Raw genomic sequence first — 19,879 nt, 5'->3', positions numbered from 1 at the left:
TTTTTATATAAATAGTGTAACACTCGGGGCACGCAGCAAAAAGTATTGATTTAACATGGTTATAATTAACCGTTTTCGGGAAAAATCTTGCTCATATATCGACAGAAAAAAACTTTATGATGGCGATAAAGAGTTTTTATGTCCATTTTTGTTCACTTCGTTATCAAAATCCGATATGATTGAAAGGACGATACGGAATCGAATCCATTTATTGTTGAGAAAATATGGAAATATTTGAAGTTAAAGGAGAGAGAGACATGACAGCAACCAAAGGTCTGGAAGGCATCGTCGCCACAACATCCTCGATCAGCTCGATTATCGATGGTGTTCTGACATATCGTGGTATTGATATAGACGATCTTGCCGAACATGCTTCCTTCGAAGAAACAGCTTATCTTCTCTGGTACGGCAAGCTCCCTACACAATCCGAACTGGATGGGTTAAACCAACGGCTCGGTGAATATGCAGCAATTCCCGCACAAGTACTCGAACAACTAAAGCTCTATCCTAAAGATACCAATTCCATGGCAGCGCTTCGCACAGCGGTGTCCAGTCTCGCTCTTTATGATGCTTCGGCCAATGATATGTCGCCGGAAGCTAACTTGAACAAAGCTATTAAGCTTCAGGCTCAGCTGCCTACGATCGTTGCGGCGTTTGCCCGCATCCGTGAAGGCAAAGAACCGGTAGCGCCTAAAGCCGGCGTATCCATTGCGCACAACTTCCTGTACATGCTAACTGGACAAGAACCGGATGAAGTGGCGGTCAAGGCGCTCGATCAAGCGCTTGTGCTGCATGCCGACCACGAGCTGAACGCTTCGACATTCGCTGCCCGTGTCACAGTAGCGACGCTCTCCGACATCTACTCCGGCGTAACGTCGGCAATCGGCGCCTTGAAGGGCCCTCTCCATGGCGGCGCGAACGAAGCGGTCATGGTTATGCTTGAGGAGATCGGCACGCTTGGCAATGTGGAATCGGTCATTAACGACAAGCTTGCCAATAAAGAGAAGATCATGGGCTTCGGCCATCGTGTCTATAAGAATGGCGATCCGCGCGCGAAGCATCTGCAGAAGATGTCCCGTGAGCTTGGCAAACTGACAGGCAACATGGAGCTCTATGAGATGTCCATTAAGATCGAGGAAATCGTTACCGGCCAGAAGGGGCTGAAGCCTAATGTGGATTTCTACTCGGCTTCCGTCTATACTACATTGAAGATCGCACGCGATTTGTTCACACCGATCTTCGCGATCAGCCGCGTATCGGGATGGACCGCTCATATTCTCGAGCAGTACGAGAATAACCGCCTCATCCGTCCGCGTGCCGAATACGTCGGACCGGTTAACCAGAAAGTAACGCCGATCGCACAACGCGGCTAGGCTTACGAATTCAAATTATTAACTTCTTGAGATACCTCATATAGACGGGTTGTCCGCGCATTTGGTGATTGTCTGTGCAGCTGGCTCCCGTCGTGCTATGTCAGGCGCCTCTCGAATTAGTATGCTTACCGGCCCTTCTAGCGGCAGGAAAGCTGCTTTTGCATGCTTTGTATCTTTATCCCATCCCACAGATATCCAAGGAGGATTTATTCATGAAACTCGAAAAATTCGCGCTTCCGACCGAAGGTCAACAAATTACAATCGACAATGGTGTTCTGCAGGTTCCGAACAATCCGATCATTCCGTTTATCGAAGGTGACGGTACAGGCCGTGATATCTGGAAAGCTTCCAAGCGCGCTCTTGACGCAGCTGTTGAGAAAGCTTACAACGGTGAGAAGAAAATCGCATGGTACGAAGTGTTTGCCGGCGAGAAAGCATTCAACAACTACGGCGAATGGCTGCCAGCTGATACGCTTACAGCCATTCGTGAATATATCGTTGCCATCAAAGGACCTTTGACAACGCCAATCGGCGGCGGAATTCGCTCGCTGAACGTTGCTCTTCGTCAAGAGCTGGACCTGTATACTTGCTTGCGTCCGGTTCGTTACTTCACAGGCGTACCTTCACCGGTGAAACGTCCTGAACTGGTAGACATGGTTATTTTCCGTGAGAACACAGAAGATATCTATGCCGGCATCGAGTACCAAGAAGGCTCAGATGCCGTGAAGAAAGTGATTGCGTTCCTGCAAGAAGAGATGGGTGCCAAGAACATCCGCTTCCCCGAAACTTCCGGCATCGGCATCAAGCCGGTTTCCGCTGAAGGCTCCAAGCGTCTGGTACGTGCAGCAATCACATACGCAATCAAGCATGGCCGCAAATCGGTTACGCTCGTACACAAAGGCAACATCATGAAATATACAGAAGGCGCGTTCAAAAACTGGGGCTACGAAGTCGCAGAGCAAGAATTCGCAGATCAAACCTTCACATGGGGTCAATATGACCGCATCAAAGAAGCAGAAGGTACGGACGCGGCAAACAAAGCTCAGAAGGAAGCGGAAGCTGCCGGCAAATTGATTGTGAAAGACGCTATTGCCGACATCGCGCTGCAGCAAGTCCTGACACGTCCTACAGACTTTGACGTGATCGCAACGCTGAACCTGAACGGCGACTACCTCTCTGATGCACTTGCAGCACAAGTCGGCGGCATCGGTATCGCACCAGGCGCGAATATCAACTACCTGACCGGACATGCTATATTCGAAGCAACACACGGTACTGCACCTAAATATGCGGACCTCGACGTTGTAAACCCGGGCTCGGTCATTCTGTCCGGCGTTATGCTGCTTGAGCACCTTGGCTGGCAGGAAGCGGCTGACCTGATCTACAAAGGGATGGAAGCTTCGATCAACAACAAAACCGTTACGTATGACTTTGCCCGTCTGATGGAAGGCGCAACGGAAGTGAAATGTTCGGCATTTGCGGACGAAATCATCAAAAATATGTAGTTTCATAGAAGGGTCTGAATATGGAACGGAAAGCGGGGCTTATTGTAACCCCGCTTTCCGCCTCGATTCGATCGTTTAGTGAATCCAAAACATCTTTAGGAGGTAGTATTCGCAGTGGCAATTAAACGGAATAAAATCTCTGTTGTCGGTGCTGGCTTTACAGGCGCTACAACCGCGCTTATGCTAGCACAGAAAGAACTCGGTGACGTTGTACTCGTCGACATTCCCCAGCTGGAGAACCCGACTAAAGGTAAAGCACTGGATTTGATGGAATCGACGCCTGTTCAAGGCATTGACTCGACTATCATCGGCACTTCCGACTACGCGGATACGAAAGATTCCGACGTTGTCATCATCACAGCAGGCATCGCCCGTAAACCTGGCATGAGCCGCGACGACCTTGTAAACACAAACGCTGGCATTGTGAAATCCGTATGCGAGAACATCAAGGCGTCAAGCCCGAACGCATATGTCATCATCCTCTCCAACCCGGTTGATGCGATGACCTATGTAGCTTACAATGCGCTCGGATTCCCGAAGAACCGTGTCATTGGCCAATCGGGAGTACTTGATACAGCACGCTACTGTACGTTTATCGCACAAGAGCTGAACGTTTCGACTGAAGACGTTCGCGGCTTCGTGCTTGGCGGACATGGCGATGACATGGTACCGCTTGTGCGTTACTCCAATGTCGGCGGTATTCCGATCGAGAAGCTGATTCCGGCAGATCGCATCGAGGCAATCGTACAGCGTACGCGCGTTGGCGGAGGCGAAATCGTTAACCTGCTCGGTAACGGCAGCGCATATTATGCGCCGGCTGCCTCGCTTGTTCAGATGACCGAAGCGATCTTGAAAGATAAGAAACGCATCCTTCCTGTTATCGCGCTGCTGGAAGGCGAATACGGCTACAACAACTTATTTATGGGTGTTCCGGTTGTACTTGGCGGCGATGGTATCGAGAGAGTATTCGAGCTCGAATTGACTGCTGACGAGAAGGCTGCACTTGAGAAATCAGCGGACTCCGTGCGCAATGTCATCGCGGTAGTTAACGGTAAATAGAAGATTACTCGTGAAGCACATGAGACCCTGACCGATCGGTGTCAGGGTCTTCGTTATTTATTTGGGATAGAAGGAGGCTGGAATCATGATGGAGCAAGCGCAGCGGCTGTTGAAGCAGGTTTACGGCTTTGACAGCTTTCGCAAAGGACAGGGCGAAATCATTGAAGGCCTGATTCAAGGAAAGGATACACTAGCGATTCTGCCGACCGGCGGGGGCAAGTCGGTTTGTTATCAGCTTCCTGCGATGCTGCAGCCGGGAACGACTATCGTCGTTTCACCGTTAATCTCGCTGATGAAGGACCAGGTAGATGCCTTGTCCCGGTTAGGGGTATCGGCCGCTTATTTGAACAGCTCTCTCGACGCGGCTTCGTACCGGGACGTAGTTCGCCAAACTGCACAAGGGGTATATAAACTGTTGTATGTCGCGCCGGAGCGTCTTGACGGTACGATGTTCGAGTCATTGGCGAGTCAAATGCACATTCCGCTGATCGCAATCGACGAGGCTCACTGCGTGTCACAATGGGGCCATGACTTCCGTCCGAGCTACAGGCAGCTTGCCGGCTGGATCGGAAGGCTGGAGAATCGGCCGCCGGTAGCTGCCTTCACGGCCACGGCCACTCCCGAGGTTTCGCGTGATATCGCGGCCATGCTGGGACTCCGTGAGCCGAATGTGTTCATAACGGGGTTTGCCCGTACGAATCTGTCGCTATCGGTCGTTACCGGTATCGATAAAAAGAAGTTTCTGCGTGATTATGTGAAACAGCGGCTGGACCAGTCGGGCATCGTATATACAGCGACGCGCAAAGAGGCGGAGGAGGTCTGCAGCGATCTCCAGAAGCAGGGTATTTCCGTAAGTAAATACCACGGCGGGTTAAACGATGAGGAGAGAGCGGACGCTCAGGAGAAATTCCGTTTCGACGACGTCAGAGTGATGGTGGCCACGAATGCGTTCGGAATGGGGATTGATAAGCCGAATGTTCGTTATGTCGTGCATTGGCAGATGCCTGGCGACGTCGAGTCGTATTACCAGGAAGCAGGCCGCGCTGGCCGCGATGGCGAGGAAAGCGAATGCGTGCTGCTGTTTGAGCCCCAGGATGTCCAGGTGCAGCGTTTCCTCATCGAACGGGGGACGGCCGATCCAGAACGACGGGCCATTCAGCTGAACAAGCTGTACACGATTATGCACTACAGCCGGACCGATCGATGCTTCCTCCAATTTATTGTCAGTTACTTCGGTGAAGCTGATGTCCCTCCTTGCGGCAAATGCAGCAATTGCCTGGATCAGACTGAGAAGGTGGATATGACCGAGGAGGCTCGCAAGGCGCTTTCTTGTGTTGGCCGGCTGAAGGGGAGATTCGGAATATCATTAGCTGCCAAAGTGCTGAAGGGATCGAGGGAGAAACGGATATTGGAGCTGGGTCTCGACCGGCTGTCGACCTATGCCTTATTTCGCGATTGGCCCGAAAAAGAAATTACGGACTGGCTATATTGGCTTGTGGCGGAAGGCTATATGAGAATTAGCGACGGTGAGTATCCGACTGTATCCTTAACTGCCGAGGCGCTTCCTGTACTGGAAGGCAGCGTGCAGGTGATGCGCAGAAGGAGCACGTCCGTTAAGAGGAAGACGACGGTTCAAGCCGCCGCGAACAGTCCGTTGTTCGAAGCGCTGCGGGAATGGCGCCGCGTAACGGCAGCACGCGAGCAAGTACCGCCGTTCATGCTGTTTTTCGATGCCACTCTCCGCGATATTGCCGATCGACAGCCGCTCAACACCGAGCAGCTGCTAACGGTGAAAGGAGTCGGAGCCGCTAAGGTGGCGAAGTACGGGACCGATGTGATTTCGATCGTCCGCGGATTCCGCGCTCCGGCAGGAGAGTCGCCTTCATCAGCGTTAGTAGATGCGAGTCCTCAGCCAATGTCCGCGGCTTCCAATCAAGCAGCGGCATCTCGTGAGATAGATAGAGATAGGGGAGCTGTCGTAAGCGAGGATGAGAAGGCTGCGTTTCTGGCTGATACTTCAGAGCTGGCCAGCCACTTGCAGACCCTTGCGCTGCTGCATGCCGGGCACTCCTTGGCACAAATAGCAGAGCTTCGCGATATGAGCCGGGTTACCGTTGAGAATCATCTGATCCGCTGTGCGGAAGAGGGCGAAGAGGTGAATTGGGATGAGTTCATACCGGAAGCGAGTGAAGCATTAATCGTGAAAGCCGTCACCCGGATCGGAGCCGAACGATTGAAGCCGATTAAAGAGGAGCTTCCAGACGATATTGATTATTTTGCTATTAAAGCGGTCATTGCCAAGCACCGACTCGGAGGAGCCAACAGCGGCTAGCTTCCGTATTCTACTTTGAATTTGTTCATTGTTTTAGTATACTGGTGAGGATTGTAATAGAAATTTCAGGAGGAAGCGAAATGAATAATTTTATGCTATTTCTGCATGTATTAGGAGCGACGGGCATGGGGTTCTATATCGTGATGCCGGTATTGGTCGGACGGACCTCTAAGCTTGCAGGCGAAGGACAAGCCGGTCTTGCCGATGGGCTCGTCTCCGCAAACCGGATCGCACAGTACTTCCTCATCTTGCAGCTGCTTACAGGCGGCTATTTAATGTCGCAGAGTAAGTATGCCGTGCTGTGGATGATCATCGTAACGGTGCTGTTTCTTGCCATCGCAGCCTTGGGCGGTATTATCAGCAAGCCTCTTAAACGGATCGTGACCGAAATTCAAACCGGTCAAAGCGCGTCGTCGCACATCGCCAAAGCTCGTATGCTGAGCATTATCGTGCTAATTATTTATATCGTGATTTTATATTTCATGAAATATCCGATCTATGAGTAAACTAATTCGCAGTTAAATGGGGAGAGAGCATGACGAAGCAGTCTCCGGATTTGATCACCTTTGGGGAAACGATGGCGCTATTCATGTCGCCGGAATACCGGGGCTTGGAAGCGGCCGCCCAGCTGGAGCAGAGCTTCGGCGGTGCGGAGAGCAATGTAGCGATCGGAGCCGCCCGATTAGGCAGCTCGGTCGGCTGGTTTGGGGCGCTCGGTGATGATCCATTCGGAAGGATGATTCTAAAACGGATCCGCGGCGAAGGCGTGGATGTCTCGAGGGCTAAGCTTAGTAACGACAGCTCGACAGGCCTCATGTTCCGTGAAACCGTTGCAGGCAAGCTTGCGGTTCATTATTACCGCAAGCATTCGGCAGCAAGCCGCATGACGCCGGCGGATTTAGATCTTGATTATATAAGAGGCTGCAAGCTGTTACACGTTACCGGAATCACGCCGGCGCTGAGCGACAGCTGCCGCGAAACCGTGTTTGCTGCTGTAGCAGCGGCCAAGGAAGCCGGCGTGATGGTCAGCTTTGATCCGAACTTGCGGCTGAAGCTGTGGACCATCGAAGAAGCGCGTGAGGTCGTGTTCCAGCTTGCGGAACAGGCTGATTACTTCTTGCCGGGATGGGACGAGCTGCGCCTCTTGTACGAGACGGATGATTTTGATGCGGTGAAAGAGAAGCTGGCCAAGCTGAATGCGGTCAGCATCATTAAAGGTGTTGGCGATACCACGGTTGTACTTGATCAGGGTGAAGCGGCGTCTGTACCCTTCTACAAAGCCGATCAAGTGATCGATACGGTTGGGGCCGGTGATGGGTTTTGCGCGGGCTTCTTGACCGGTCTTCTGCAAGGCAAAAGTGCTGTAGAAGCGGTGCGTATCGGCAGCATTAACGGATCGCTCGTCGTACAGATGCGAGGGGATTGGGAAGCGCTGCCAGATTGGCAGACCGTGGAACGCCGCTTGCAGGGCGATGGCTGGGTGGAGCGTTAAGATGACGGATATGCAGACCTCCAAAGGCAGACGGCGGCGGGAGCAGATCATGAACGTCCTGAAACGTCAGGGAAGAATCACCATCCAAGAAGTGGTGGAGCGTTTCTCAGTATCGGAAGCTACCGCGCGGCGCGATCTGGAGCTGATGGAGAAGGAAGAGCCAGTGATCCGGACGATCGGCGGCGCGATGTATGATGGTATGAACGCGGTGCGAGAGCTTCCATTTGCGGAGAAGGAAGGACTGTCGTTCCTTGAGAAGGAGCGGATTGCAGGAGCTGCTGCAGAACTTATCGTGGAAGGTGATGTAGTCGGCCTCTCAGGGGGCACGACGAATTATTTGCTGGCGAAGCTGCTGAAGACGCGTCGTGGGATTACCGTTGTGACGAACGCGGTGAACGTAGCCATGGAGCTGGCAGGAAGTGATATCCAGGTGGTTCTCGCAGGCGGCATGATGCGCCATAACAGCTTCGAGCTATGCGGTCCTCTTGGAGAAGCAATGATCGCACAGCTCAATATAGGCAAAATGTTTCTCGGCGTGGACGGCGTTTCCTCCACGGGAGGCATTACCACGTATTCGGAGCAGGAGGCACAAATTGCCAAAGCGATGATCGGTCGATCGCAGGCTACCTACGCCATGTTCGATCACACAAAAATCGGCCGTACCTCGCTGTTCACCATTGCACCGCTGACGGCGCTGCAGGGCTTCATCACAGATGCTCCGCTGCCCCAGCATCTGGGGGCGGTTGCAAGTGGATTTGGTATTCGCGTTTACGTTGCCGCTGGAAACGGCGAAACCAGTTAAATTCGGGAGAGCCGTGAAATCTGCGAGACCGGCGAGACTCAGTGAGACTCGGCGAAACTGGCAAAACTCATGAAGTCCTTGAATCCCGTGAAATCGGCGAGATACGGCGAACCCCGTGAAGCCAGTGAAGCCAGTGAAACCCGCGGGACCGGCGAAACCCCGTGAACCTATGAAACCTGCGAGCAGCGGAATAGCGCAGCAGTTAGGAGATTGAACAACTGTAAGACCATTAATTGGTCTTACGGCGAGCGCTAGGAGCGAAAAGCGGTCTATAAGACCGTTTTTCGGCGTTACAGCAGCGAGATAGCGCACCAGTTAGGAGATCAGACGGCTATAAGACCATTAATTGGTCTTACAGCGAGCGCTAGGAGCGAAAAGCGGTCTATAAGACCGTTTTTCGGCGTTATAGCAGCGAAGAAGCGCAGCAGTCAGGAGATCGGACGGCTGTAAGACTATTAATTGGTCTTACGGCGAGCGCCAGGAGCGAAAAGCGGTCTATAAGACCTTTTCGGCGTTACAGCAGCGAGATAGCGCAGCAGTTAGGAGATTGGACGGCTGTAAGACCATTAATTGGTCTTACGGCGAGCGCTAGGAGCGAAAAGCGGTCCGTAAGTCCGTTTTTCGGCGTTACAGCAGCGGAATAGCGCAGCAGTCAGGAGATCGGACGGCTGTAAGACCATTAATTGGTCTTACGTCGAGCGTCAGGAGCGAAGAGCGGTCTGTAAGACCGTTTTTCGGCGTTACAGCAGCGGAATAGCGCAGCAGTCAGGAGATCGGACGGCTGTAAGACCATTAATTGGTCTTACGTCGAGCGTCAGGATCGAAAAGTGGTCTATAAGACCGTTTTTCGGCGTTACAGCAGCGAGATAGCGCAGCAGTTAGGAGATCGGACGGCTGTAAGACCACTAATTGGTCTTACGGCGAGCGCCAGGATCGAAGAGCGGTCTGTAAGACCGTTTTTCGGCGTTACAGCAGCGAGATAGCGCAGCAGTTAGGAGATCGGACGGCTGTAAGACCATTAATTGGTCTTACGGCGAGCGCTAGGAGCGAAAAGCAGTCCGTAAGACCGTTTTTCGGCGTTACAGCAGCGGAATAGCGCAGCAGTCAGGAGATCGGACGGCTGTAAGACCATTAATTGGTCTTACGTCGAGCGTCAGGAGCGAAGAGCGGTCTGTAAGACCGTTTTTCGGCGTTACAGCAGCGGAATAGCGCAGCAGTCAGGAGTTCAGACGGCTGTAAGACCATTACTTGGTCTTACAGCGACCGCCAGGAGCGAAGAGCGGTCTGTAAGACCATTTTTCGGCATAAGAGCAGCGCAGGCCACGCAGGGCTGCGAACAATGAAACAGCGGTTGGTGCGCAGCACACTCATTATACCACCGCTTCTGCAAGGCTGGCCGTACAAAGCGCTGTACACAACAAAAGACCGACCATCGGGAATGCCTGGTGGTCGGTCTTTTGTGTATACAGTTTATTGGGAAATAGCGCGCCCCTTAACAAAAGTCGTACGAATGTGGTGAGAATCATCCGTCAAAACGAGATCCGCTTGCTTGCCTACGGCAATGCTTCCGATCTGTTCCTCCAAACCTAGCAGCTTCGCAGGATTGCCACTCGCGCAGCGGCTAACCTCGGTCACAGACAGGTCGGTATGCTTGAGCATAAAACGGAAGGCTTCGATCATCGTTAACGTGCTGCCTGCAAGCGAGTCACCTTCGCGGAGGCGGGCAACACCGTCTTTGACGATGACATCGAGACCGCCGAGATCATATTGTCCATCACCGAGCCCTGCTGCCGACATGGCATCCGTGATCATGATCAGCTTGTCCGCTGGTTTTGTACGCGAGAGCAGCTTAACTGCAGCAGGATGGGCATGATGGCCGTCTGCAATGATTTCCGCGCTGATGGTATCTTCAGTCATGACTGCCCCTAGCGTGCCTGGTTTGCGGTGATGCAGCCCGGTCATGGCGTTGTACGTATGAACCGCGTGACGAAGGCCGTACTGGACGGCGTTTACTACGTCGTCATAGGAGGCATCTGTATGACCTAGCGCAGCAACAATGCCATTATCAGAAAGCCACTTAATGACATCCAATGCTCCGTCCCGTTCAGGTGCAAGGGTCATCATCTTGATGAGGTCTGGCCATTGTGCGGCCCAAGGCTTTAGCCAATCCGTTTGCGGTGGGCTAATGAACGCAGGATTCTGCGCTCCTGACCATTTGGCGCTAATGAAAGGTCCTTCTAGATGAACACCGACCAGCTCGGCATACGGCATGTTTTGGGTGCGGTATGCAGCGGTCGCTTCTAGAACGGCTTGAATATCATCATGCGAAGCGGTTACGGTCGTAGCGAGCATGGATGTCGTGCCGTTCGCGGCGTGGTACTTTGTAATGACGTCGAATGCTTCACTCGTTGCATCCATAAAATCGCTGCCGTATCCGCCGTGCACATGGATATCGATGAAGCCTGGAAGAAGCCAGCCGCCCTCTCCGTCCACGAATGAAACATCGCTGTTCTCAGCAGCTTGCTTACCTGCATGACTGTCAGTGGGACGGATAGCGGCAATAGTGCCGTTCTCGATGTCCACTTCACCCCAGAACCATTGATCTTCAGCGACAATACGGACGTTCCCAATACGCCAACTACGTGAGTCTGCCATTATAAATACCTCCCTGCTTCTTGATCGAGCAGTACGAGTACATTCGCATGCGTTTGCAGCAGCGAAGCGGGGCAATCAGTCGTAATGGGTCCCGTTAACGCTTGCTTCATGATTTCCGCTTTATCGGCGCCTTTGCCGACGAGCATAATCGTCTTCGCCTTTAGAATCGAGCCAACGCCCATTGTTATGGCCTGCTTAGGCACTTCATCCATGGATGCAAAGAAACGGGCGTTTGCTTCAAGCGTCTCTCGTTTCAATCCGACGACATGGGTTCCGCCATGAAGGGTCCGGTCCGGCTCGTTAAAACCGATATGGCCGTTATGCCCGATTCCGAGCAGCTGTACGTCAATTGGCTGCGCAGCGAGCATGGCATCGTATCGGCTGCATTCTGCCGCTAGATCGGTAGCCATTCCATTAGGTAGAAATGCGCGGTCAGCAGGAAGGTCAATATGCCCGAACAGGTGGTGTTTCATAAAGTAGGCATAGCTCTGCTCGTTCTCGGGTTGAAGGCCGACATACTCGTCTAAATTGAACGTCGTGATTTGTGCGAATGATACTTCTCCGCTTCGATATCTCTCTACCATTTTTTCATAAATTCCGATCGGTGTCGAGCCTGTAGCCAGACCAAGTGTTGCCGTCGGCTTCGTAGTAATCGTATCAACAAAATATTGGGCCGCGTAGAAGTCGAGTTCCGCCCGGCTATCGAACTTGCGGATAATCAATGAGGCCACCTCCTAAAAGTTTTGAGAAGCTTAACATCCTGAAAAAACAACGCAGCAAAACTGTCTTCGGAAGCATAGGCTTGGTTTTGAGAAGCTTAACATCCTGAAAAAATAACGCAGCAAAACTGGCTTTGGAAGCAAAGGCTTTAGTTTTGTGCGGCTTAATTTCTTTTACTATTATTTTAAAGGAAACGCAGTGATATAACAATGAAAATGATTGCAAAAGTCATAAAAATGAGTTTTAAAGTCAAAATAAAATGAAAATCAATGGCGGCTTGTCATACTTGGATCTGCAGTTTACGAACGTTTCTCACATACATATAATGATTGTATAATATTTGTATAAGGTTCCCGGGAAGAACGGGCTATATTCGCACGTATAAAGGTTCGGACTGTTGTCATAAACAATTCAACTTGCAAGTGTTTCCTCTCTTGCCCTGGGGGGATCACTATGTCATGATTGAAGAAATGTAGATGAGCGGGTACCGTTATTGGGCAATTTGGGCACGTTCTTAATGGAAAAACGACTGCCGTCGGAACATGGATCGTGAACGAGCAAGGTGGCTGTTCTCGCTGCGCATCTCGGTTCATTCCGTTAAATGGATAGGCAAACGTATTTATGACAGCTTGGGGGAAACCGAATGACGGACAAAGTTACGCTAGAGCAGCACAGCCAGACGGCAAGACGAAAAGGGGAACATATCCGTATTTGCTTGGAGGAGGAGGTACGGGGAGTCGGGATCGATACCGGGTTCGATGGCTACCGTTTTCGTCATTTGGCGCTTCCGGAAATCGCATTTGGTGATATTGATATGAGCACGAGCTTCATTGGGAAAAGAATGCGAACGCCGCTGCTGATCAGCTCGATGACTGGCGGAACGGAAGAAGCATTCAACATCAATCTCCGGCTTGCCGAAGCGGCGGAAGCACGAGGCTGGGCAATGGGGCTTGGCTCGATGCGGGCGGCAATCGAGCATGAGGAGCTGGCGGCTACATTCCGGATTAGAGCCGCGGCGCCGACGATACCGGTCATCGCCAACCTGGGTGCAGTCCAGTTAAACTATGGCTACGGTGTAGATCAATGCCGCCGCGCAGTCGAGCTCGCCGAGGCGGATGCGCTCGTCCTGCACCTGAACAGCCTCCAGGAGGTGTTCCAGCCGGAAGGGGATACGAATTTCCGGGGATTGCTTGAACGAATATCTGATGTGTGCACACATCTTGACGTACCGGTTGGTGTGAAGGAGGTCGGCTGGGGCATTGATGGCGAAGCAGCAGCAGTCTTGATGGATGCGGGGGTCTCCTTCATCGACGTGGCTGGTGCGGGCGGAACGTCGTGGAGCCAGGTGGAGAAATTCCGATCAAACGATCCGCTTCTCGCAGCAGCGGCCGAAGCGTTCGCCGGCTGGGGAACGCCGACAGCGGAATGTGTAAGAGACGTCCGCAAAACTATGCCCGAAGCATGCGTCATTGCAAGCGGAGGGCTGAGCAGCGGTATCGACGCCGCAAAGGCTGTCGCGCTCGGTGCCGACCTTGCCGGTTACGGCCGAAGCCTGCTGGCTGGCGCTGCAGGTGCTCGGAGCGGCGCGTCGATACAGCCCGAGTCGCTGTATACGACGCTGGAGAGGATCGAGCTGGAATTACGAGCAGCGATGTTCAGCGTCGGAGCAGAGACGCTTGCCGCGCTTCGCGGCAGTAAGCGATTGACGAAGCTGTAGAAGATCTGAGTGTGTCTGTTACTTTTATATACGGTATGCAAATTAACACAGAAAAAAGCCCAATGCTCACGTGGCATTGGGCTTTTTTTGGGCAATAAGGAGACGAAGTCTCCTCATTAAGCAGCGTTCGGCAAGCGTTCAAACACTAGACCAGATATCTCAAATAGATATAGATGCTTGAAATCCCGACAGAGAGCAGCATGAGCGGAAATCCATACTTCAAATACGTGATGAATCGGATCGGATGGCCTTCTTTACTGGCCATGCCTGCTACAATCAGGTTGGCGCTCGCACCGATCAGGGAGCCGTTGCCTCCGAGGCACGCACCGAGCGCTAAGCTCCACCAGAGGGGCTCCAGATTGGAGATGCCCATATTACCCATCTCTTGAATTAACGGAATCATCGTCGCGACGAAAGGAATGTTATCCAAGAACGCGGACGCAATGGCACTGAGCCAAAGAATGAGCATGGAGGCCGCGACGAGCTCGCCTCCGGTTAATTCCATCGCTTTCTCCGCAAGCTCCGCGATGACACCGGTCTCAATTAGACCGGATACGAGTGCGAAGAGACCGACGAAGAAGAAGATTGTCGTCCATTCGACCCGCGTCATAACCTCTTCCATCACATGCTCGCCCGTGAGCAGCAGCAGCAGAAAGGCACCGGCAAGCGCAACGGTGGCGGATTCCAGGTGTAGCGTCTGATGAAGGAAGAATCCGATGAGGGTCAAGCCCAGCACGGATAAGCTCTTGCGAAGGAGCTTCGGATCGGCAATCAGCTCTTTCTCATTGATTTCCATGATGCTGCGCTTGAGCTCGTCCCTGGTTTGAATGCCTTTGCGGAACAGAAGGATGAACAAAGGAATATAGACGATCATAATAATTGCGGCAACAGGCGCCAGATTAACAATGAAATCCATGAAGCTTAATTCTTTGACTGCGCTCCCGATCATAATGTTTGGCGGATCGCCGATCAGTGTTGCGGTACCGCCGATATTGGCTGCCATGATCTGCGTCAGCAGGAAGGGAATCGGATTAATTTGAAGCGCTCTTGTTATGCTGAAGGTGACCGGCACCATAAGCAGGACAGTCGTCACATTGTCCAGAAAGGCCGATCCGATCGCGGTAATAAGCGCCAATGAAATGAGGATCCGGATCGGGCTGCCATTGGACTGCTTGGCGGCTTTTACAGCTATGTATTTAAAGAGACCCGTGTCGGCTGTAATGCTAACGATAATCATCATGCCGATCAGCAGACCGAGCGTATTGAAATCGATGTGATGAATGGCTGTTTCCTGATCGACGATTCCGAATCCAATCATGAGTATGCCGCCAAGCATAGCGACAATGGTGCGATGGATTTTCTCCGCAATAATGAATCCATAGATAAATAGAAAAATACCGATTGCCCAAATCGCTTGTTGTTCCATAAAGACCTCCGATAGTTTTTGTGGAGCTACGGTTCCTTGAAGCCCGAATTGACTAAACTCGCTGAGGAAGCATAGACAGTATTGACCAATAAAGGCAGGTAACGGAAGGACATGGCAAGAAGGAGCCTGTGCATGACAGGCTCCTCCAGTACCGCACTATATTCGATTCAACACAATAGCGATAGTATACGCTGTTTTTCTATAGGTGTAAATAGGTCCATTGAATGGTTATGTCCGGGCTAGAGGATCAAGCCGATTCCTTCAATATCGACGAATCTTAACGTTGAATTCAAGCTCGGGATTGATGGTTTGCCAATTTTCCAGGTTGTTCACTGCCCTTATGCGTAGCTCGATACCGCAGGCCGAAACTGAATGGATCGACGCCTGCCTAATGCACTTTACGAAACAGCTCCACTGCTGCTCCAGCTTGGTCGAATCGTAATCATAGATGCCAACAGGTGGGACGGCCCCGGTGAAGCTGAGCTCTTCATTCATAAACAAACGGTATGGTGATGAAATCGCCACTGACCTTACTTTCACCGCAGAGTGAGCTGATGAAGTCAAATTCGATCGCCATCGTGCTGTTATGGATGCGTTACATATTAAAGTCCTTCGAATCTGCAAAAACCGTTTGGATACGGATCAGCATGCGGCGCGCTCCTCCTTTTGTCTTGCCTAATATGCCGATCGCGCGCATGAAAAAATCCCGCGGAAAGCCGACTTTGCCATTACAGCCGGCCGTGCAGTACAATAATCAAGAAGGTTCATCGTTTATTACGCTTACCGGAGGTACATCATGACAGATTGGTTTGAGCGGAGCTTTGGCTCTGATTATATGATCGTGTATCGACACCGAAATTGGGAGCAGGCGGCCTGCGAGGTTCAGCGGATGGCGGGATGGCTGGGTCTGCCTGTGGACGCTCAGGTGCTGGACATTGGATGCGGGATGGGACGCCATGCGCTTGCTTTAGCCGAGCTGGGGTTTAAAGTCACCGGCATCGATTTGTCCGAAGCGCTGCTGCACGAAGCGCGTGAACATAACCGTGAAGGGCAGATCGAGCTTATTCAGGGCGATATGCGCCGATTACCGTTCGGGGCAGGGCGCTTCCGCGCGACATTGAATCTGTTTACGTCCTTCGGTTATTTTCAGGATGAGCAGGATAACCTCGCCGTTCTCAAAGAGATTCGGCGTGTACTGACAGATGACGGGCAATATTTGATCGACTTTCTGAATCCGGTCTATATCGAGCGGCATCTTGTGCCTCATTCGAAGCGGGTGGACGAGGAGACAGGCTTACATATAGATGAATTCCGTATGATTGAAGATGGCATGGTCATCAAAAAAATAGCAATTGGTTTGCCTGGTGGCGACAAACGCCGTTATGAAGAGCGCGTTCGGCTCTATTCTCTCGAATGGTTTAAGAGAATGCTGAAACAAGCCGGTCTGACACTGGATCGCGTATATGGCGATTACGATGGCTGTCCATATTTGGAGACGGAATCGAAGCGTATGATTATGATAGGGAGGCTATCTCTTTGATTGGGAACGACGATAGATTGTCCGCAGTGAAGGAATGGCCGGGAGGTATTCTGCAGGTGAAGGTGCCTCTGCCCTTTTCATTGAAATGGGTGAACAGCTATTTGATCGCGGATCGCGAGGGCTATACGCTGCTTGATCCCGGTCTCCACACGTCCGAAGCGGTAGAGCTATGGACATACCTATTCAGGGAACGGGACATTCCATTCGGCGCTATACATACCATTATACTGACTCACCAGCACCCGGATCACTATGGGCTCTCCGGCTGGTTTCAGCAGCGCAGCGGCGCGCCGGTATATTTATCTGCCCAGTCACACGCGTATGCGCTTCGATTGTGGGGGAGCGACAGGTCGTTTGCTGCCGATTTGACGGAACTCTATGCACGGCATGGCATGCCGGAGCCGCTGCTTGACGACATCATAATCCATCTGGAACAATTTGTTGCTCGCGTATCCCCGCAGCCTGAGGTAACCTATCTGGAAGCGGGTTCGACCATCCGGTTTGGCGGACTGGATTGGCAGACGATCGATGCGCCGGGTCATGCCCGGGGGCAGCTCTGCTTGTATGCACCCGAGCGCCGCTTGATGATTTGCGGGGATCAGGTGCTCCCTGATATTACCCCGAATGTGAGCATCGTTCCGGGAGAGGACGAGGATCCGCTCCAGTGCTTTATCGATAGCCTTAACGAACTGAGGCATTATGAGGTGGAGCTGGCGTTTCCCGGTCATCGCGCCCCGTTTAACGACTTTCGCGGCCGGATCGATGAATTGATCGCGCATCACAAGCGAAGGCTGGATGCGATCGTAGAACTGCTGAGAGAAACGCCCGGTACGGGTTACGATATGTGTATGCGTCTGTTCGGGGAACGAATAAGCGGCAATACCCATCATTTACGATTTGCCATGTCGGAGACACTGGCCCATCTGATCCATCTGGAGCGGGCAGGGCAGATCAAAAGTGATCTTCGAGGTGATTATATCACCTATTACGCCGAATAATTTGGAAGAGGAAGACTCGTATCATGCTGGAACGGTTGCTGGTATAATATTGAAGGTTCTTCCAAACGACATCATTATATAAGGAGCAGCAAGCGATGTACGTATCCCGCTCAGAAACACATCAGCAAGTAAAAAAACGCAAAGGCCGGCGAATGAGGCGGCTTCTCGCCTTGAATCTGACGATGCTAGCGATCATCGGTGTTCTGGTGGTCGTCTGGTTCGTAATGGGCGACAATCCTGCAGCTCCGCCTGGACATGCCAATAACGGAATCAACGCAGAGGGGAGCAAGAGTCCGCCCGGCGATGAGGAGGGCGACACGGCTCACGAGCCGCCTAGCAGAACAGAAGACGGCAATAGCGCTCAGAACGAGCCCGAACAGAAGCCCGAACAGAAGCCCGACCCGGATCCAGCGCCGGACTCAAGACCAAGCCCGGAGCCCGATCCTGATAAGCCGAGCGGCGTAGATCCGGGAACTCCAGGCAAAGACAAGGACGACAAGGCAAGTGGAGGCTCCGATCAAGGCGACAACGGTTCAGGTGGCGTCATTCCCGATCCTCCTGTGACGGGAGAGACAATCCGGCTTTCCTTTGTAGGTGATATACTATTGGCTGCTTCGGTCGATAAGCTTATGCAGGCTAAGGGGTATGACTTTCCCTATGTGAAGGCGCTGCCGTTCTTGAAGGAGCCGGATTTAACGGCGGGCAATCTGGAGACGCCGATTACAGAACGGGGGATACCGGCAGCTGACAAGAAGTTCGTCTTCAAAGGCTCGCCTAAATCGCTGCCGGCGTTGAAGGAGGCAGGCTTCGATGTCATCAGCTTGGCCAACAACCATACGCTGGATCAGGGCGTAGAGGGGCTGCTGGATACGATCGGCTATCTGGATGAAATCGGATTGCCGAACATGGGCGGCGGGAGCGATGACAAAGAGGCGTTTCAGCCGGTTATACTGGAAGCCAAAGGCATTAAAGTCGCTTACGTCGGCGTGTCCCGCGTCCTGCCCGTAACGGAGTGGAAAGCGACGAAGAATCGGGCAGGCGTAGCGGAATCGTACGATTCGACCCAAGCCAAAGCAACCATCCGCAGTGCTAAGGAGCAGGCGGATCTCGTCATCGTCATGGTTCATTGGGGAATCGAGAGAGCGGATAATCCGGATAAAAATCAGAAGCAGCTGGCCCGCGATTACATCGACGCAGGCGCGGACCTCGTCATCGGCAGTCATCCTCATGTTCTTCAGGGATTCGAACAGTATAAAGGCAAATGGATTTCATATAGCTTAGGCAATTTTATATTCAATAAGACGAAATTACCCAAGACGGATGACACCGGCGTTCTGGATGCCGTATGTACGAAGGAAGGCAGCTGTTCCCTGAAATTTAACCCGATGCGTGCGGTTAGCTCGCAGCCTGCGCCGCTGGTGGGCGATGAGGCGAAGACGCTGTTGGCGCATCTATCTAAGATCTCGTTAAACGCTAGCGTCGATTCAGAAGGAAATGTGCGGGCGAAGGAGTAGATACGGATGATTCATGTATGTGTTGCCCATCGCGGTGCCTCGGGGCTCGCACCGGAGAACACAATGGCTGCGTTCAACAAGGCAATGGCCTTTCCGTTCGTGCAGTGGATCGAGCTGGATGTTCAGCTCTCTAAGGACGGCGTTCCTGTTGTTATTCATGACGATACATTGAAGAGAACGACGAACGGCTCGGGTCGTGTAGCTGATTTTACCGCATATGAGCTGAAGCGTATCGACGCCGGCTCCAAATTCGGCAAACCCTATGCCGGAGAAGGCATTCCGACGCTCGAGAAGGTGCTGGATGAAACGATTGGCCGCTGCCGGCTGAACATCGAGCTCAAGACATACGGTGGCCGATATCCGGATCTGGAGAAACGTGTGGTTGACCTTGTTCATTCGAAAGGGCTGCAGTATGATTCGGTCATTACTTCCTTCGACCCCGAAGCGCTGCGCAAGGTGAGGAAACTATCGGGCGACCTTCGCACCGGACTGATTACCGATGTTGCGCCAGCATCGCTAATTCAAGATCTTAAGCGGCTAGATGCTGCATTCCTGTCGCTTGGTTATTCGAAAGTGACGCCATCCTTGATGGCGGCCATGCGTGCGGCTCACGTCGAGGTTATGGCGTGGACCATTAACGACATCGCGACGATGAAACGGATTGGTGCCATTGATCCTGCCCTGATGATCTGCACGAACTATCCGGACCGTTTCGAGCAGGCATTCTCGGCAAGCGTGTAATAAGA

At 52.4% G+C, this 19,879-nt stretch carries 15 protein-coding genes; 12 read left to right on the top strand and 3 right to left on the bottom strand.

Going from position 1 to position 19,879, the window contains the following annotated elements; genetic code table 11:
- Positions 1-257 precede the first annotated feature (257 nt).
- The 7 genes from citZ to NNL21_RS07435 all read left to right on the top strand — a co-directional run bounded on the left by citZ (position 258) and on the right by NNL21_RS07435 (position 8,563).
- Positions 258-1,373, top strand: coding sequence for a citrate synthase (gene citZ, locus NNL21_RS07465; protein WP_204817902.1), 1,116 nt, complete (start codon positions 258-260; stop codon positions 1,371-1,373).
- A 212-nt stretch (positions 1,374-1,585) separates the two neighbouring features.
- A complete protein-coding gene (gene icd / locus NNL21_RS07460; RefSeq protein WP_204817904.1) occupies positions 1,586-2,878 on the top strand; it encodes an NADP-dependent isocitrate dehydrogenase in 1,293 nt (430 codons plus the stop codon).
- A 114-nt stretch (positions 2,879-2,992) separates the two neighbouring features.
- Positions 2,993-3,937 carry a malate dehydrogenase gene (mdh, locus tag NNL21_RS07455; RefSeq protein ID WP_204817905.1) on the top strand — a complete coding sequence of 315 codons (945 nt, stop codon included), beginning with the start codon at positions 2,993-2,995 and terminating at the stop codon, positions 3,935-3,937.
- 85 nt (positions 3,938-4,022) lie between these two features.
- A complete protein-coding gene (gene recQ / locus NNL21_RS07450; RefSeq protein WP_204817906.1) occupies positions 4,023-6,269 on the top strand; it encodes a DNA helicase RecQ in 2,247 nt (748 codons plus the stop codon).
- An 80-nt stretch (positions 6,270-6,349) separates the two neighbouring features.
- Complete coding sequence (locus NNL21_RS07445) at positions 6,350-6,775, top strand: hypothetical protein (protein WP_204817907.1); 426 nt, start codon at positions 6,350-6,352, stop codon at positions 6,773-6,775.
- A 29-nt stretch (positions 6,776-6,804) separates the two neighbouring features.
- The gene (locus tag NNL21_RS07440; RefSeq protein ID WP_204817908.1) at positions 6,805-7,761 is read left to right on the top strand and encodes a sugar kinase; all 957 of its coding nucleotides are present in this window, start codon (positions 6,805-6,807) and stop codon (positions 7,759-7,761) included.
- 1 nt (position 7,762) lies between these two features.
- A complete protein-coding gene (locus NNL21_RS07435) occupies positions 7,763-8,563 on the top strand; it encodes a DeoR/GlpR family DNA-binding transcription regulator (RefSeq protein ID WP_204817909.1) in 801 nt (266 codons plus the stop codon).
- 1,470 nt (positions 8,564-10,033) lie between these two features.
- Here NNL21_RS07435 and nagA read toward each other — a convergent pair.
- A complete protein-coding gene (nagA, locus tag NNL21_RS07430) occupies positions 10,034-11,218 on the bottom strand; it encodes an N-acetylglucosamine-6-phosphate deacetylase (RefSeq protein WP_204822637.1) in 1,185 nt (394 codons plus the stop codon).
- Positions 11,218-11,940 (bottom strand): glucosamine-6-phosphate deaminase, encoded by a 723-nt coding sequence (gene nagB, locus NNL21_RS07425; RefSeq protein ID WP_204822638.1) that lies wholly within the window; start codon positions 11,938-11,940, stop codon positions 11,218-11,220. The genes nagA and nagB overlap by 1 nt, the downstream gene beginning before the upstream one ends.
- Positions 11,941-12,581: 641 nt before the next feature.
- Between nagB and fni the strand changes: the two genes are divergently transcribed.
- On the top strand, positions 12,582-13,655 hold the full coding sequence (gene fni, locus NNL21_RS07420) for a type 2 isopentenyl-diphosphate Delta-isomerase (RefSeq protein ID WP_204822639.1): 1,074 nt from the start codon (positions 12,582-12,584) through the stop codon (positions 13,653-13,655).
- A gap of 145 nt (positions 13,656-13,800) precedes the next feature.
- Here fni and NNL21_RS07415 read toward each other — a convergent pair whose 3' ends face one another.
- Complete coding sequence (locus NNL21_RS07415; protein WP_204822640.1) at positions 13,801-15,081, bottom strand: ArsB/NhaD family transporter; 1,281 nt, start codon at positions 15,079-15,081, stop codon at positions 13,801-13,803.
- A gap of 796 nt (positions 15,082-15,877) precedes the next feature.
- Between NNL21_RS07415 and NNL21_RS07410 the strand changes: the two genes are divergently transcribed.
- The 4 genes from NNL21_RS07410 to NNL21_RS07395 all read left to right on the top strand — a co-directional run bounded on the left by NNL21_RS07410 (position 15,878) and on the right by NNL21_RS07395 (position 19,874).
- Positions 15,878-16,621 carry a class I SAM-dependent methyltransferase gene (locus tag NNL21_RS07410; RefSeq protein WP_204822641.1) on the top strand — a complete coding sequence of 248 codons (744 nt, stop codon included), beginning with the start codon at positions 15,878-15,880 and terminating at the stop codon, positions 16,619-16,621.
- Positions 16,618-17,619 carry an MBL fold metallo-hydrolase gene (locus NNL21_RS07405; protein WP_256555106.1) on the top strand — a complete coding sequence of 334 codons (1,002 nt, stop codon included), beginning with the start codon at positions 16,618-16,620 and terminating at the stop codon, positions 17,617-17,619. The genes NNL21_RS07410 and NNL21_RS07405 overlap by 4 nt, the downstream gene beginning before the upstream one ends.
- A 95-nt stretch (positions 17,620-17,714) precedes the next feature.
- Positions 17,715-19,133, top strand: a complete 1,419-nt coding sequence (locus NNL21_RS07400) for a CapA family protein (protein WP_204822642.1) — start codon at positions 17,715-17,717, stop codon at positions 19,131-19,133.
- A 6-nt stretch (positions 19,134-19,139) separates the two neighbouring features.
- On the top strand, positions 19,140-19,874 hold the full coding sequence (locus NNL21_RS07395; protein WP_204822643.1) for a glycerophosphodiester phosphodiesterase: 735 nt from the start codon (positions 19,140-19,142) through the stop codon (positions 19,872-19,874).
- Positions 19,875-19,879 lie beyond the last annotated feature (5 nt).

This window comes from Paenibacillus mendelii (assembly GCF_024498075.1).
Taxonomy (GTDB): Bacteria; Bacillota; Bacilli; order Paenibacillales; family Paenibacillaceae; genus Paenibacillus_Z; species Paenibacillus_Z mendelii.
Note: the sequence above shows the minus strand (reverse complement) of the source record. Positions and strands in the feature narration are given on the sequence as shown.

What these genes read in the sequence shown, in the direction of transcription:
- fni (WP_204822639.1), top strand. Translation starts at nt 12,582, where the DNA reads ATGACGGACAAAGTTACGCTAGAGCAGCACAGCCAGACGGCAAGACGA.
- NNL21_RS07400 (WP_204822642.1), top strand. Translation starts at nt 17,715, where the DNA reads ATGTACGTATCCCGCTCAGAAACACATCAGCAAGTAAAAAAACGCAAA.
- NNL21_RS07445 (WP_204817907.1), top strand. Translation starts at nt 6,350, where the DNA reads ATGAATAATTTTATGCTATTTCTGCATGTATTAGGAGCGACGGGCATG.
- citZ (WP_204817902.1), top strand. Translation starts at nt 258, where the DNA reads ATGACAGCAACCAAAGGTCTGGAAGGCATCGTCGCCACAACATCCTCG.
- NNL21_RS07435 (WP_204817909.1), top strand. Translation starts at nt 7,763, where the DNA reads ATGACGGATATGCAGACCTCCAAAGGCAGACGGCGGCGGGAGCAGATC.
- recQ (WP_204817906.1), top strand. Translation starts at nt 4,023, where the DNA reads ATGATGGAGCAAGCGCAGCGGCTGTTGAAGCAGGTTTACGGCTTTGAC.
- nagA (WP_204822637.1), bottom strand. Translation starts at nt 11,218, where the DNA reads ATGGCAGACTCACGTAGTTGGCGTATTGGGAACGTCCGTATTGTCGCT.
- NNL21_RS07440 (WP_204817908.1), top strand. Translation starts at nt 6,805, where the DNA reads ATGACGAAGCAGTCTCCGGATTTGATCACCTTTGGGGAAACGATGGCG.
- NNL21_RS07415 (WP_204822640.1), bottom strand. Translation starts at nt 15,081, where the DNA reads ATGGAACAACAAGCGATTTGGGCAATCGGTATTTTTCTATTTATCTAT.
- NNL21_RS07395 (WP_204822643.1), top strand. Translation starts at nt 19,140, where the DNA reads ATGATTCATGTATGTGTTGCCCATCGCGGTGCCTCGGGGCTCGCACCG.
- icd (WP_204817904.1), top strand. Translation starts at nt 1,586, where the DNA reads ATGAAACTCGAAAAATTCGCGCTTCCGACCGAAGGTCAACAAATTACA.
- NNL21_RS07410 (WP_204822641.1), top strand. Translation starts at nt 15,878, where the DNA reads ATGACAGATTGGTTTGAGCGGAGCTTTGGCTCTGATTATATGATCGTG.